This is a genomic window from Haloarcula sp. DT43 (assembly GCF_037078405.1).
Classification (GTDB): domain Archaea; phylum Halobacteriota; class Halobacteria; order Halobacteriales; family Haloarculaceae; genus Haloarcula; species Haloarcula brevis.
This window is the reverse complement of the sequence record NZ_JAYMGZ010000005.1, coordinates 1-14,169: the sequence shown is the minus strand read 5'-3', so window position 1 is coordinate 14,169 and position 14,169 is coordinate 1. Positions and strand designations below refer to the sequence as shown.

Here is a 14,169-nt window from a genome sequence, read left to right as displayed (position 1 = left end):
CATCAGTGGCAATCAAACATCCTCAACTCAGAAGGTGGCGAGTCTTGGCCAATACCACACCAAAACCACTATTCGCTACGTCTAAGATTTATTTGGTAATGAGTGAGGGGTATCCCAGCGATTGGGGATCACGCCGTAAAGAGGTTTACCGCAGAGATGATTTTACCTGTCAGAACTGCGGTGCAGTCGGTGGTCCTCGTGGCGATGCAGAGCTTCATGCCCACCATATTGTCCCAAAGAGTAAGGGTGGAACCCATAACACGAGCAATCTGAAAACCCTCTGTAAAGATTGTCACGATGCTATTCACGGGAATTCTGTGGCTCCGACAGCCGATAGCGCTCGCCCCTCCGAGACCTCGTCTCAAGCACAGCTACAATTCCCCCTGAACGAGAGCAGATTCCCCTATTCAGTCGCCGATGAGATATCGTGTGGGAATCAGATAGCGAATACCTATGAATTAGTGAACGGGGTTATTGAGGCCATCGAGGAATTGAACGAGCTCTTTGAGACTGCTCAGTCACTGCCCGCGGACAAAGAATCCGATCGACTCTCGCGGAAGATAGACGAAACGGTTACTGAACTTGATGACCATCTTCAGAGCCTGTATTCTGAACTTAGTACATTTGATGAGGAGATTTCGTGGACCGACTCGAAGAGTACGATCTCCAGATATAATGATTTCCAGAAGGCTGGCGTAGAACTACAAGTAGTGGTCGAAGAGTATCGCGCTACCCTTGAGAACCTCTCCGCTGGCCCAAAGGATGAGGATCTTCGTGCCACGCTAGTAGATTTAAAACTACTCGCAGATGATCTCGATGCCGCACTTGAGGATTATACGGAGAAGTCGGAGGCGCTGATTAATCGACTCTACGGGGAGATAGCAAGTGAATTGGATCGAATCGACTCAAACACGACCTCTATAACACCGATTACCCCGGACAGCTGTCCAGTCTGCACCGGAGAGACGACCGTTATCCGGCGTTCTATTGAGGTAACCAACCATTCTTACACGTTGCTTCGATGTACGGAATGTGATACTGAATGGACTATAGATCTGCAAAATCTCACCGTCTCTAGTGGTCCAGAAGGTTTGGTGGGCGTATCAATGGCCCCGACTGTCTGGAAACGGGGGGCTAACAAGGGCTTCTCCTTACCAGAGGATTTGGATGAGTTCAACAAGCTCTCAGAAATATACGAACGAGAGAAAAAACGACTCCTTGGAGCCGTAGCGATTGGCCAAGTCGGTATCTTGATTGGAAGCTATGTTCTCGGAAGCGTATTGCTCTGGGTTATTGGAACTGTCCTCCTTGTTTCAGCTGCACGTGGACTGTTTACCTGGCGGCTGGATCGGGTCCTTGGCGGCTCTTCTTCCTTCCTGTCTGGGCTGCTGAAATAATCTCAACTAACAAATAGGTCTAGTCCTCCAGAACGTCGATGAGTTCTTCTGCCGTTCGACTAATCCGGCCGAGGCGCTCGCGAACGACCTCAGGATCGTCCGACTCCCACGCAGCGAGGTAGAACGCCGACCCGCTGGTATCTAACCCACAGTAGCGCCCGACGACGTACGCGACGGCTTCGGCCTCGACTTCACGTTTCGCCCGCTCGGTGTCGTCGTCGACATCGAAGTGGAGCAGGGCGTGTGCATACTCGTGAATCAGCGTCCGCGCGAGGTCGGCCTCGTTCGCCCGATCACGCACCTCGACGAGCGGTTGGACATCGACGAGACTCAGCTGCTCGCAGATCCCCTTCGCCTCACCGTGCGTCCACTCCTCGGCTGGAACGATCCGCACCGTCACGCCAAGGTCGTCACCGGCGGCAGTCAACTGGTCGACGAGGTCGCCGGCGTCGCCGGTCGCTTCCGTGTCCAGGTCGGGAAGCGGCTCGCCCTCGGTCTGGGAGACATCGAACACCGGCGCGGGCTTGAACCCGACCAGACCCTCGGACCACTCCTCGGGCGGCGTCTCGTCGTACTCACAGTCACTGTCCTCGTGGTAGTTCGGCGAGTTCTCGCACTCCGGGCACTGCTTCGTGATAATCGGCGCCCAGATCCAGATGGCCGACTCGCCCTCCGTGACGTGGCGATCGAACTTCTCCTGCCACGTCCGGTAGCCCGCAACCCGGCTCGCCTCGGGACACTGCCGCTTTGAGGAGCGTATTCCGGTAGGTGTAGTCGTGGAAGCGACTCTGGACGTCGAGCCACTCCTGGGACTCTTCGCTGGCTTCGCAGTCGTCGCGCAGACAACTGGTCGGGGCTTCTCGAACCATCGTCAGTTTGCCCCCACTGGTTTCGAGTGCCCGGCACTGCAGTCGGCGACCGGCTCTGGTCGCGACCGACTGCCGACCCTCGAGGAGGTCCCCAGCGAGATGTCGGTGACCTCGGCATCGCAGTCGTCGCGCAGACACCGCTCCGGACGGCCAGCCATCACCGGCCACCTCGCATTGCTTCGCGGCGGAGGTCGGCTTCGCTCGGCACGTCCCAGTTGTGGAAGCGACGTGCAATATCGCGGACTCGCTTCATGTTGGTAACGACCCCGGTGCTTCGCTGCTTGAGCTCGTCGACGTTGGTGGTGGAGTAGCCCCCGACTCCCAGTTCTCCGGTTGGGGAGTGGACGACCTCGACGTAGCCCCGAAGCGTGTGCAGTGGCGATGGGTGCGTCATGCGAGGGTCCCTCCACAGATGAGTTCCTGCACTCCCGTGAGAAGCGAGTCGTAGAAGGCCGTGATGCCAGCGACGATTTGGTCACTCATGCCAGTAGTCCCCCGAGGACCGCGCCGGTCCAGGTTATCCAGATGAGGCCGATGCAAGCGACAATCACGTATTTGAACAGGTTACTTCTCATATGTGTCTACTCCAGCGACTCTGCTGAATATCGCGACTGTCCAGTTTGACTTCCGGTGCGACTGCCTGCTGATTCTGTTCTGGTCATCGGTTGAACCCTTCAGTTGAGTGAGGGCTGTGTATAACCCGTCTTGCAGAATCAGCGCGACTTGCTTGACCGGTCACGCATCAGGTTTCGTATATATTTTCAGTCCGGGTTCTGTTTCTGCCGGCTCAAACTTTTTTGCGTTTTTCTTGTTTTTCATCTACATATCGTAGGCTTGCACTACAGAGCTGGTTGCGGTGGGAGTAGCGGGTGCTGTTGCGGTGCTGTTGTGGTCGCCGTCGCGGTGGCGGTTGCAGTGCTGTCGCGGTGGTGGTGCTGTCGCGGTTGCAGTGCCGTTGCGGTAGCGGGTGCGGTAGCGGGTGCGGTCCGCCTGGGCTGGACTGAAAGGGCGAGGTCGCTCGGTCCGTCCCGGGCCCCGCAAGCACCGCAACGAGCTTGCGAGTGAGGAGCGCAGCGTGGGCCCCGGAATGGTCGGTCGAGCGAACGAGGGCTTTCGAGGTCTGGGCCACCGTCATCGCAGTCACGAACACCCTCCCGGGCACGGCGTGTCTCCAGGGGGCGACAGTGGTCGTTCATCGAGGGGCGTTCCCCCGGCTTCACCCGAGGGGCTTTCGTCGGCTGCGAGCTACGTTTCGCCTGTATCAGAATCGTGAGAAAAACCACACGTCGCGAACCATTGCCAAACCCACGCTTGTCCCCATGGACCTCCCACTATCCCCACTGGTAGTCTGTCACTCCTGTCACCACCTCCCTTGTCTCCACCCATGTCACTGTCTCGACTCACTGTCGTTCCACCATCACCGATCTCTGCGTCCACCCAGTGTCGTCGACGTTGTCTCATCCCACCTACCGGCCGTCTGGGTTGGCCCACCATCGAGACTCTCTTGTGGGCCATGTGCGGGTCCCCTCTCTCCGACTGCCCACCGGCTTCATTCTATCTTATCTTCCTGATATATCGCCACCCCTGGGGGGCCACCAGATCCGCGCTCGTTTGAAGCCCGCTGCCGGCGGTGCCCGGCTTCACCTCCGTATTCCCGTATTCCCCCCTCTTTCTTTGGACAAATCGGCTAGGAATACACAGAGTGTACATTCTTTTAAGGATTTTATAGGGCCTATAATCCGCTCTAATCCGGTAAAAGAGTGTGTACCACGTTTTGCCGGTTCTCCCACGAAGGAATTATGGACGTATTATACCTCTATACCGAGAAATTGGGCATTAGAGCGGTCTCAGCATGGCTATTGTGACCGGCAAAAAGAGTGTACATGCCTCAGAAGAGTGTACACGTACAAAAAACGAGGATTCAGGAATTTGGCCAGTCCAATATACTGGCCACCATGACAAATTTGAGGCGAAAAGAGTGTACATGCCTCAGAAGAGTGTACACGTGCGAATTTCAGCGTTTTAGAATTAGTGTCAATCGCTTCTATTGTCTAATTAGCAAGAAACGGGACAAATGGGGTTCATCACACCATAGAAGAGTGTACACGGCCGAATACGGTACTTTGATGGTCCGAGAAGGGGTCGAGGAAGTGACCGATATAGCAAAAAGGCAGTTTATCCGGAGTATGGGGATTGAGTTGCCAGAACTTTCTTTAGAAACAGGTGGACTCCAATTTATAATAAATCTAATCTATTTTCTCACACTGCATTCAAACAAATCCTGAAACCCTGGTGCTCTGGACAACCGGCAAATATAATATTAGTCCCCCCTATTCAAAAATTAATCCGCTAATCCTCAATCAAACAATCGCTGCTGCCCGCCCCGTTCATTGTCTTCGAGCTGGTCGTACATCTCTTGGGGGAAGGGAAGGCTCCCGTAGATCGAGTAGGGACAAGCATGCTTCCCGATGCAGTGAGATTGCATATCGGGGTTGTCGCAGTGCATCGGCAACGGGGTGTTCCCATTGATATCGCCGTTCCGCAATTCATAACGAGCCTGATAATCGGTGGTCTCGCGGTCGTACCAGTCCCACTTACTTTCAAAGAGATCGTGGATGTCATCAACCACCGCATCTTCTCGTTTTTGCTCCGGTAAATCGTGATATCCTTCCAGCCAATACACCATTCGAACAAAGTTATACAGGTCCTTTCTCACCGGCCCACTATTCTCTAATTTTAATGCCTCAACCATGTTTTTGAAACACGGTAATTCGAAGATATCATCCAGCGATTCGAGGGTGATTTCTTTGCCACTCCCACCCCCTGACCCGACTGTATAATCTGCACGACCCCGGTCGTGGCGTTTGATATCCACGGAGGGGAAATCTTCAGACTCAGAGATAGATGTTAGTTTTACTGCCAGGGATTTTGTGTTCTTTATCTTGGTTTTTGCGCTGCTTTCTCCAAACCCATCGGCCTCGTAATTATCTATGGCATCGAAGTAGTCCCCGGCCTGATTGTACTCGGTTGGGTCCAGGTCGTCGACCTGTTTGGCCGCATTTCGGACGAGTCGAAGCAGATTTTCTTGGGGGTCCCAGTCGGTCCAGAGTTGGTCTTTATCTCCGTGTTTCAACAAGTCTTCAATCTCCGGTTTGATGATCTCACTCTCGTTGAAGACAGTCTGGATTTCGTCTTCGTGGATGGCTTCCCACCCGAACTCGATGAGTGCATTGAACGCCTCACTTTGTCGCTCCCAGAGGAGGGCTTCGGCGTGTTCGATGAGGACGTAGATGTTATTATCACGAATATGATAGTGCGTTTCACCGACGGCTTCGTTGTCTTCGGGCCCATACCGCCCGCCCCAACTCCCCCCATGGAAGCGGGCCTTGCAGCGCTCGGTTGCGGCGACCATTGGAATCTCGAAGAACTTGTCGAACTCGGGGTCGGCATCTTCGTGCAAGACAATTGCAGTGGCTCCACAGGCGGGGTGAGGTCGCGCCTGGTCCAACTCTTTTTCGTATAGTCTATCACCAATATGAAGGAACCAGTCTGGATCAAATTGCCCCATCATCGTCATTAATAAATTCGTATGCATGTACTGAACATGCTGAATCAGCTGGATTTTTTCAGGGGGAGCATTTTCGAGATATTCGTGTTTGCGGATAGCGCAACTGGCCAGTGTGCTCAAGACTGCAAGGACGCCTGGGACTTTGAGCTTGGGTTCATCGAATCGTTTGGTTCGAATTGTGGAGTCGAATGCCCACTCGCAAATTGTGTCGACGTCTTCGATGAGGTCTTCTTCGCCGCCCCCTTCGGCGTACTCTTTGAAGCCTCGATCAAGGACTTGTAGCTCTGTTGAAACCCTCTGAAATTGACAGGAGTGGCTTGCTGAATATAGAGGCTGGATGCAGCACCGGTTGTATGTTGGTTCCACGTTGATTCGACTGAATCAGCCGGTATTGTGTGTGGCGTCGTAAGCACGGTGCAATCCGCGGCAGACCTTTACAAGCTGGACGCAAACGGTATGAACAATGGCTACTGAGGCGAGGTTCACGGTTCCGTCAGACCAGTTCCCCTTGGGGACAGTGTTCGACCAACTGCCGAACGTGAGGGTCGAACTGGAGCGACTCATCCCCACAGAGGGCGTGGTGATTCCCTACTTCTGGGTGCGGGGAACCGAAGTCACCGACATCGAGAGCGCGTTCACCGAGCACCTGGGCGTGAAGAGCATTCGGCTCGTCGACTCTGTCGATGACGAGTACTTGTTACGCGTCGAGTGGCCGCTAGACTACGAAGGCGTGCTAACCGTACTGGCGGAGACAGGTGTTACACTGATCGAGGCCATCGGGACAAGCCAATGGTGGACATTCGAGGTTCGCTGTGATGACCGACGTGACCTCGTTGAGTTTCAACGACGCTGTCGAGAGCTGGACATCCCGATAACGATGACGGCACTGCACGCACTCACGCCGGTTGAGACGGCAACCGAAGCCGACCTCACTGACACCCAGCTAGAGGCGCTGGTGCTTGCCTACCAACGTGGGTACTACGAGTCGCCCCGCCAGGTCACGTTGGAAGCCCTCGGCGAGGAACTCGGCATCTCACAGCAGGCCGTCGGCTCCCGTCTCCGTGGGGGAATCAAACACGTCCTCGGGAGCACACTCTCAGCCCTTACAGTCCAACCCTGAGTGGGTATGTAAGCCCGGGTTGTGTATGAAAAAGGGTTGTATATGAAAAAGGCAAGATGATTGTCGTCGGTCGTCTGTATGTGAATATGACGAATAAGGGGTCTCTCACCTTCGACTCGGTACTCAACCTATGTCAGCATCGGTACCGGCGGATCGTCCTCGGGACGCTCGTTGAAGACCGGCGGTCTGTCACGATCGACGACCTTACCGAGGCCGTCCTCAAGTACAATCACCATACGACAATTCCAGAGGCGTCTAAGGACGTACTAACCGATGTTCGCCTCTCACTCCATCACGTCCACCTCCCGAAGTTGGCCTCGGGGGGACTCATAACGTATGATCCAGAGCGACAGTTCGTGGAACCAACCGAGCAACTCGATCGGGTGCAGTCGACATTGTCTACGGTTCTCGGTGCCGACCCCACACTCGAACCAGTACTCGAATAGCGTCGATCAACCGCTCCCCATTCTCGCTCAGTACAAAATCGCTCCATCGAGAAGACGAAGACGACGAACAATACACATTCGTACACCCGGCTGAGGCAGCGTAGATTGAGTAAAACAGACTCTATCGAACGATTCATTCGGCTCGTTTTCGGCTACCCGCTGGTGACCGATACGCGCGCTGTATTCACCACGGCCTCAGCAAACTATCAGTGGCTGAGGATTTCAACAGAGCCGGACTTGTTTAAGTTCGCTGTTCGAGTGTTCGTCGGCGAAGGCGAGCACTTCCCACGCCTTCTTGTACGAGTCAACTTGCATTGGTTTGGGGCTACTGTGAGTCTCTCAGCGGCGCGTCAGTGTCAGTCAGGAACTGTGGCTTGGCTTCCTCTCGGTAGTCGAAGTCTGGGCTGGAGATTGGTGTGACCACCCGAGAGACGTCTGCATAGAAATACTGTCTGAAAGCACGGTCTTGTATGTATTGTCACTTACTTATAGTTTACATACATTAACCAACAATCGACCAGTACTCGTGAGGCTGTTGGTTAACCGCCTGCGTGAGCACGGACAACCCGACAGTTTCAGTTTCACTCCGGTGGCGATACATTCTAGGTTCCATCGCCCAAAAGAAACAATATGGGAGAAGCGATCCCACTCGGACGCGCGTGTCGGCGGTGTGGCGAACAGGTTGTATTGACCGTTGAGACCGAGCGGGGCGTGTATACAGACGACTTAGAAGCACTCTTACAGACCGCACCTGGACACAAGGCACTACTTAGAACAGAGTGTGACTGTCCAACGCCGCGAACAGTTGCAATGAAGGGAACGACGACTCCCACAACCGACGGGCAATGAGACAAAGACGGTCGTAGCGAAGTTGTGTGGGTGGCGTATCTACCGTTTGCCGTTGTCTATCTGACGTACTGTATCGATGATAGAATCTGGTACTCAATTAGTAGCTATTATACTGCCAGCTTTCGGAAAACAGTATGGAACTCGGCTTTGTCACACGCTCCGGGTTCCACCCCTTGTACATGGAACCCCGTTTCCCGGACAAATCGGGTATCACAACCATTACAATACAAAAAGGTGATACAGAGTTAGAGACCGTCGCTGTGGATACGTACAGTTTATTCGGTTTTGCGAAGTTGGCCATTGACCTCGTAGAGCCAGCCACGGTCAAGAAGTCGATCAACCGCATATACTGCATCAGCGTGCTCCTCAATATGCTCGGCTTCAGCCAGAAGGAACTCATGTGCGTCAGTCCTCGAAAGTTCGTCGGTGTCTGAACCATACGCTCTCTCGAGTGTCTGATAGGCACTTTGGATCCAATCTGGGAGAGGCGGTTGGCCAGTGTGCTTCATAGCTCTACTCAATCAACTATACACTGTCATCCAGAGCCAGCAACTTTAGTTACTCGGCGGATTGGACAGACGACTCCAGTTTCGAAGGCGATATACTCTGAAAATGAAGCGGTGATTAGCACGGTAGCCATCACAAGTGTGGCAGTATCTCGCAGAAAGAGCGGGTGTGTGTACATATTTACCAGCAAACCAGTCGCTATTGAATGCACACAACACTACCGTCCTATGCCACCTATTTTGGGACGCAATTCCTCCTCAGCCAGTGGCCACTGGTCTACAGGCGGGGCAGGCCGAGTGCCTCGGGGCTTGACCCCGCGGCGGTTCACGCAACGTTGCTGGTAAGAGTCTAATCTCCATCGCTTGGTCGCTACACTCTTAGTGAGTTGGGAACGCGATTGTGTCGGTCTGATCTGTTACTCGTCAGCAGGTTGCTTCGATACCAGCCACTATGCGTTTATCAAGGAACCGTTCTCGGAGCGACTCATCGGTACTGATACTTCCGAGGAGTTGGCGAACGCACTCGGGAGAGTGCAGGAGATTATATCGATCGACGAGAGCAGTTGCAGATCGAGTTCCAACTGGCCGACCGGTTACTGCAGCATCTCGAAGCGCAAGGCGAATGACCTGCAGGTCGTGACGAGAGTCAAATCCCCATGATTCCGCTCGCTCCTCAAGTTCTGTATCATAGGTGTCGAAGCCGATGATATCGTGGCACTCGCGACAGAGACAGACCCCTTGATCAGGGTTGTCCGACCAGTGGTGATAGTCTAGATTCCCGCCGACGAGTGCTGAGTCACGTTCAAGATCAGTACGTGTGCGTCGACACAGTGGACAGGTAACCTCCCAGTCCCACCCGAAAGCTACAGTTTTCGTCGCGAACCGTTCGGTATACTCGTCGGTACGTGGTTCACCCTTGCTGTTGGTGATTCCACTCCAGAGCCACTCGTCCCAGAATTGCTGAACCATCGTCGTGAGTGGTTCGGGTTCGACAATCTGGAGATAGGCTGCGTCAACGCCAACAGCACACCACGTCCGTAAGTCGACGTCACATTGTGTGCATGCAGTATCGAAGTACGGGACATCGCTTGGTAGGCCCCGTTCGTACAGCGTGACTACCTCGCCACAGTTCGGACAACAGATTGCGACGGGCACATCCAGCAGCGCGGATTGATCGTCAACTTGCGACAAGACCTGTGCATGGTCGCCATACGGTTGTTCAGCCGAATGCGTCAGGGCAGTCCTGTCGACGAGATCATCCAAACCGTCTGTCGGTGAAGGCCTGGTCATACGCCTACGTCCGTATGCCGCTCTGCCTTCGGAGCCTGATCGGAGAGGCTTGACTGGAGGTCCGTGATGGGTTCTGTATCGATGATTTGCCAGTCAGCACCGCAACGACGCTCTTCGATCCGCCACATCGTTTCTTCCCCACGACAGGCAAGGTATCGGACACGCCGAACCTGGCTATCAGTAGTTTTCTCAAAAGACAGAACGAGAACGGTCTTTAGTTTCGTATCAGTGCGACTCAACGGTGATGCGATGTCTCGTGTCATGGTTCTCCTCGAGAAGAGCCGATCCCAGCAAGCGCAGTATCAAGCATGCACGCTGGAGCAACTGCGACTGACTCTCCTCACTCTGCCTGGAACACAAAAATACAACGCCACGCGACTCGGGAAGGAGAGTCTCTCAGAAGTCAAGATTGGTCTTCATTCCATATCGCCAAGCGGTAGTCATCTGATTCAACCGCTCTGCCCTATGGTTTTCACCGATCACCACATATCCTTGATCATGACCTTTGGGCCGACATGGAACAACCTACTTGAGAACATTGAAGCACTGCAGTCTGATGCAATCCTCGTCACCCCGCTATCGCGTAAAGCCTTCAGCATCGTGGATGTACAGGAACATCGAGTGCTGATTCAGTATCGGGACGACGACGAGACGATTCCGCTCCAGAAAGACCAATTTGAGACGCTATACCAGCGTGTGAGCGACGCTCGTGGCGAATTCGACGTTGACCGCTTGCCGCCGGACGCGGAACCGTACGCGACTGTGTTATCTCTCCATCCGCGCTTCGAGGTGGACGACCGAGCTGGAACACTGACCGAAAGCGATCAGTCGACGGGATCGCCGCTGGTAGAAGCCCAAAGCCGTAGTGGGGAATCCGACGAGACCGGGCGCGAAGAACCGGACCTGGATGTATATGCAGACGCGCTATTGCTGATTGACGCGCTTGAGCGCCACGACATAGCTTCGCTCGATGCTGTCGACACGCCCGCACTCGTGAACATCTACACCCTGCTCTCGGACGTGCAGCGCAACGCAGACGACCTCCGGAAAGACGTTCGCAGCGTCTTGCTTGACCGACTTCATCACGACCAGCCGGTCTCTGGGCAGTTTGGGTCCGTCCAGCGGACCACGCGTCGGAACCGGTCGCTCAAAGATGACGAGTTAGTGTTAAACGCGTTCGAGTCCGCTGGCATCGAACGCGAACGGTTGACGACGGTCGACTCCAGCAAAGTCGACGACGCACTCGACGTGACCGATCTTTCCGAGTCCGATGTCTACGACATCGAATCGAGCGAGTACGTTCGCAAGGCCGATGTGGCCGAACAAGAGAAAGAAACACGCCTGCAGGGGCTGAAAGACCGACTTGCGGCGACCGAGGGCGACGAAGCTGACGAACTCCGCACCGAAATTGAAGAACTGGAAGACCGGATCGCTGAACTGACCGAATTTCGATCCGGCCGGTCATTCCACGACTCTTCGGCTGGTGGGTAGCGTAACCACCGCCTACAACGGTTATATCAATCGTCGTCTTCGAGTGTCTCCAACGCGTCCTCTAGCGCTTCCAAAGCGTGCTCAAGCTCCTTAGACACGGTGGAGTCGTCCACTTCCTGCTTGGCAAGTCGGGTCTGTTTAATCGCTTCTTTCACTCTGTTTGTCACTTTCATGCATTATCGATCAACCAACAATCAAAAATATCTGAGGGTCCCTTGCGGTTCGAGTTCACTTTGTGGGACATACCCGTAGAGGAGAGTCAGTCCATTCAGTGACAGAGAGAGCGAGCGGTTCGTGACTGAGAGGGCCCAGCCTGTCGGCTGTCGAAGCGAGTGCTGTGACCCAATGTCTGCGCCTCTACCGCCAGAAGGACTGCATACCAAGGACGACACGCTGGAATATATCGAGTGTCCTTATTGTACACACCCCCGGCCCACTGCATACCCAGCACCCAACACGAGTCCAACGAGGTGTCCGATGACATCTGCGTTTCCAGTGGGAAAGAATCCAACAGCCTGACCGAGCAGGTACATACCAAAGCCGAGCGGGAACAGGAGTACCGCACCCTGCCAATACGCGCGCAGTGCCTCGTACTGAACAGGCCCGTGACATCCTCCGCGCCGTGAACGGCGCGGCTTCCCTGCATGGGAATACCGGCTACCGACCGGCAGAGGGTTCCGACCCGACCTCTCCGAGCGTCATCTGCCGAGGTTGGCTCTGCTCGGTGGGGGTCGCGGCGCTGTCACAGGCGCTCCCATCCCGTGAAATGTCATCGCCCGCCGGTTTCAGCGGCAGGCTCTCACCCCACGGGTCGTGGCGGTCAGCGATGTTGACCGCCGCGTTAATGTCTGCGTGATACTCCGTGACCCAACACTCCTCGTTTTGGCATCGGAACTCGTCGCCATTCCGATACCCGATGTGACCGCACTCGTGGCACGTCTGACTCGTGTAGTCCGGTCGGACGTATCTGACCGGGATACCAGTCTCTCGTGCTTTGTCCTCGATGCGCTGTTGAACGCGAGCGAACGCCCATGCGTGGAGGCGTCGGTTCATCCACTCGCCGTAGTCCAGCGACTCGCGGATGTAGGCCAAATCTTCGAGGACGATAACCGGCTTCTCGAAGCGACGGGCGTACTCGACGGCTTCCCGGCTGGCCTTCTCGATAATGTCCGTGAGCGCGTTCTGGTAGTGGTCAAATCGCTCGTCAATCCGCCACTGGGCGGCGTCACGCTCTTGCAGGCGGCAGAGCGTCGTGAACATCTCTTTGCGGAGGTGTCGCGCTTGACCGCCGTTGATGAGTAGTGGGTCAGTCGGAGTGCCCTGCTCGCAGGCACAGCCCGCGAGCAGGTGTGCTTCGCCAATATCGAAGCCGACTGGTGTCACGTCGTCTGTCGCGTCGTAGTCAGGTTCTTCGACCGGGTACTCGACGGTGACGTGGAGTGTCCACGACGTGCGGTGGCGTTGCAGGCGAAGTTGCCCTGCCGACGCCTCACCGTCAACGAGGTCGTGCCACAGTTCCTCTTGGGCGGGATTGATGCGAAGCGGAATCCAGAAGTTCGTCCCACGACCCGGCTGTGGCACCCACCACGTAAACTCGTAGTCTCGCTCCGGCGAGTGGTCGAACTCGGCGGCTTGGTTGGTGAGTCGAATCGGATGGTCGTCGTCTAACTCCTGAGCGTCGTAGGTGCCGTGCAGTTGCGGGACGTAGTTACACAGGGCTGCCTTCGCCTGATACGGCAGGTCGTAGGGCGTCACCACGTCGCTGGTGGCGGTCATCGTCTTGCACCCGGCGTCGAACGCTTCGTGGAGTCCTGCCCGGTAGGTGTCGAGCAAGTCACACAGTTTGCGCTCTTTGTGGGCTGTCGGTGGGGCGAGCGTGGCCTCCAGCGTTTTCGTAGTCGTGGTGGTCATGCTACTGGTTTTCAACGTAGTCCATCAACACGTCGATGCTGACCTGCCCGGTCGTGGTGAGGAAGTACCCCGGTTGCCAGAAGGCATCTTCGAGGCGGTCTTTCACCTCGGGGTACTCCTTCCGAATCCGGCGCGAGGTGACGCCCTTCAGGGAGTTGATGAACTTCGTGAGGTTTGTGGTGGGTTTGGTCGTGAACAGGATGTGAACGTGGTCGGTACCACCGTCCACGTTCTGAATGTCGGCCTCGAAGTCCTCTGCAATCTCGTGGGCGACTTCGGCTACGCGCTCCAGCCGCTCATCGGTGAGAATGTCGGCTCGGTACTTCGTGACGGTCACAAAGTGATATTGGAGCGCGTAGACCGTGTGCGACCCGGATTGCAGGTGGTACTCTATTTGGCCTTGCCAAAAACCATACACCCAAGTTGCATAATTCTTGTGCCGGTGGGTATTCGGTCAGGTAGACCCGCGTGGACGGTGGCACCGGGCTTACGCGATTCACGCCCGCCGTGAACGGCGGGGTTCTCTCGCTGATTCAAGATAGCTTCCGCGACCACGGTTTCGAGAGGCTAGGTGAGGGCGATTCTCGCGTCACTTTGCCCGCTAGAGCGTGTCATAGAATCCATCTCATAGTTTCTCACAGCCCGGTTCGTTTCCTCGCTCGTAGTTGGTGATGGCAATGACGAGTCGGAGACACAGCGCGAGGAACACTTCTGTTCGTGCG

The 14,169-nt window shown here is 55.4% G+C and carries 11 protein-coding genes and 1 pseudogene; 5 read left to right on the top strand and 7 right to left on the bottom strand.

The genetic code is table 11. The features are described from left to right. Positions 1 to 98: 98 nt before the first annotated feature. Complete coding sequence (locus VI123_RS17810) at positions 99 to 1,397, top strand: HNH endonuclease (RefSeq protein WP_336339415.1); 1,299 nt, start codon at positions 99 to 101, stop codon at positions 1,395 to 1,397. Between the two features lie 19 nt (positions 1,398 to 1,416). On the opposite strand, the pseudogene VI123_RS17805 reads toward VI123_RS17810, so the two are convergent. The 3 genes and pseudogenes from VI123_RS17805 to VI123_RS17795 form a co-directional block, all read right to left on the bottom strand. After that, a pseudogene (locus VI123_RS17805) lies at positions 1,417 to 2,266 on the bottom strand (DUF955 domain-containing protein). 157 nt (positions 2,267 to 2,423) lie between these two features. Next, positions 2,424 to 2,660: a hypothetical protein gene (locus VI123_RS17800; RefSeq protein WP_336339414.1), complete on the bottom strand. Its 237-nt coding sequence runs from the start codon at positions 2,658 to 2,660 to the stop codon at positions 2,424 to 2,426. A gap of 1,962 nt (positions 2,661 to 4,622) precedes the next feature. Further along, positions 4,623 to 6,200: a primase-associated protein gene (locus tag VI123_RS17795; protein WP_336339413.1), complete on the bottom strand. Its 1,578-nt coding sequence runs from the start codon at positions 6,198 to 6,200 to the stop codon at positions 4,623 to 4,625. Between the two features lie 97 nt (positions 6,201 to 6,297). On the opposite strand from VI123_RS17795, the gene VI123_RS17790 reads away from it, so the two are divergent. From VI123_RS17790 to VI123_RS17780, 3 genes are all read left to right on the top strand, one after another. Next, entirely contained in the window at positions 6,298 to 6,954 is a 657-nt protein-coding gene (locus tag VI123_RS17790; protein WP_336339412.1) for a helix-turn-helix domain-containing protein, read from the top strand. A gap of 86 nt (positions 6,955 to 7,040) precedes the next feature. Continuing rightward, positions 7,041 to 7,400, top strand: a complete 360-nt coding sequence (locus VI123_RS17785; RefSeq protein WP_336339411.1) for a DUF7344 domain-containing protein — start codon at positions 7,041 to 7,043, stop codon at positions 7,398 to 7,400. A 983-nt stretch (positions 7,401 to 8,383) separates the two neighbouring features. Further along, entirely contained in the window at positions 8,384 to 8,683 is a 300-nt protein-coding gene (locus VI123_RS17780) for a hypothetical protein (RefSeq protein WP_336339410.1), read from the top strand. Between the two features lie 495 nt (positions 8,684 to 9,178). Here VI123_RS17780 and VI123_RS17775 read toward each other — a convergent pair whose 3' ends face one another. Continuing rightward, on the bottom strand, positions 9,179 to 10,018 hold the full coding sequence (locus VI123_RS17775) for a hypothetical protein (RefSeq protein ID WP_336339409.1): 840 nt from the start codon (positions 10,016 to 10,018) through the stop codon (positions 9,179 to 9,181). A 525-nt stretch (positions 10,019 to 10,543) separates the two neighbouring features. Between VI123_RS17775 and VI123_RS17770 the strand changes: the two genes are divergently transcribed. Beyond that, positions 10,544 to 11,536 (top strand): hypothetical protein, encoded by a 993-nt coding sequence (locus VI123_RS17770; protein WP_336339517.1) that lies wholly within the window; start codon positions 10,544 to 10,546, stop codon positions 11,534 to 11,536. A gap of 26 nt (positions 11,537 to 11,562) precedes the next feature. Here the strand turns inward: VI123_RS17770 and VI123_RS17765 are convergent, their stop codons facing one another. The 3 genes from VI123_RS17765 to tnpA form a co-directional block, all read right to left on the bottom strand. Next, positions 11,563 to 11,709 carry a hypothetical protein gene (locus VI123_RS17765; protein WP_336339408.1) on the bottom strand — a complete coding sequence of 49 codons (147 nt, stop codon included), beginning with the start codon at positions 11,707 to 11,709 and terminating at the stop codon, positions 11,563 to 11,565. Positions 11,710 to 12,193: 484 nt separating this feature from the next. After that, entirely contained in the window at positions 12,194 to 13,447 is a 1,254-nt protein-coding gene (locus tag VI123_RS17760) for a transposase (RefSeq protein WP_336339407.1), read from the bottom strand. A 1-nt stretch (position 13,448) separates the two neighbouring features. Next, on the bottom strand, positions 13,449 to 13,841 hold the full coding sequence (tnpA, locus tag VI123_RS17755) for an IS200/IS605 family transposase (protein ID WP_336339516.1): 393 nt from the start codon (positions 13,839 to 13,841) through the stop codon (positions 13,449 to 13,451). Between the last annotated feature and the right edge of the window lie 328 nt (positions 13,842 to 14,169).

Coding starts and splice junctions, on each gene's coding strand:
- VI123_RS17800 (WP_336339414.1), bottom strand. CDS start 2,660: ATGACGCACCCATCGCCACTGCACACGCTTCGGGGCTACGTCGAGGTC.
- VI123_RS17765 (WP_336339408.1), bottom strand. CDS start 11,709: ATGAAAGTGACAAACAGAGTGAAAGAAGCGATTAAACAGACCCGACTT.
- VI123_RS17780 (WP_336339410.1), top strand. CDS start 8,384: ATGGAACTCGGCTTTGTCACACGCTCCGGGTTCCACCCCTTGTACATG.
- VI123_RS17810 (WP_336339415.1), top strand. CDS start 99: ATGAGTGAGGGGTATCCCAGCGATTGGGGATCACGCCGTAAAGAGGTT.
- VI123_RS17770 (WP_336339517.1), top strand. CDS start 10,544: ATGACCTTTGGGCCGACATGGAACAACCTACTTGAGAACATTGAAGCA.
- VI123_RS17790 (WP_336339412.1), top strand. CDS start 6,298: ATGGCTACTGAGGCGAGGTTCACGGTTCCGTCAGACCAGTTCCCCTTG.
- VI123_RS17760 (WP_336339407.1), bottom strand. CDS start 13,447: ATGACCACCACGACTACGAAAACGCTGGAGGCCACGCTCGCCCCACCG.
- VI123_RS17785 (WP_336339411.1), top strand. CDS start 7,041: ATGACGAATAAGGGGTCTCTCACCTTCGACTCGGTACTCAACCTATGT.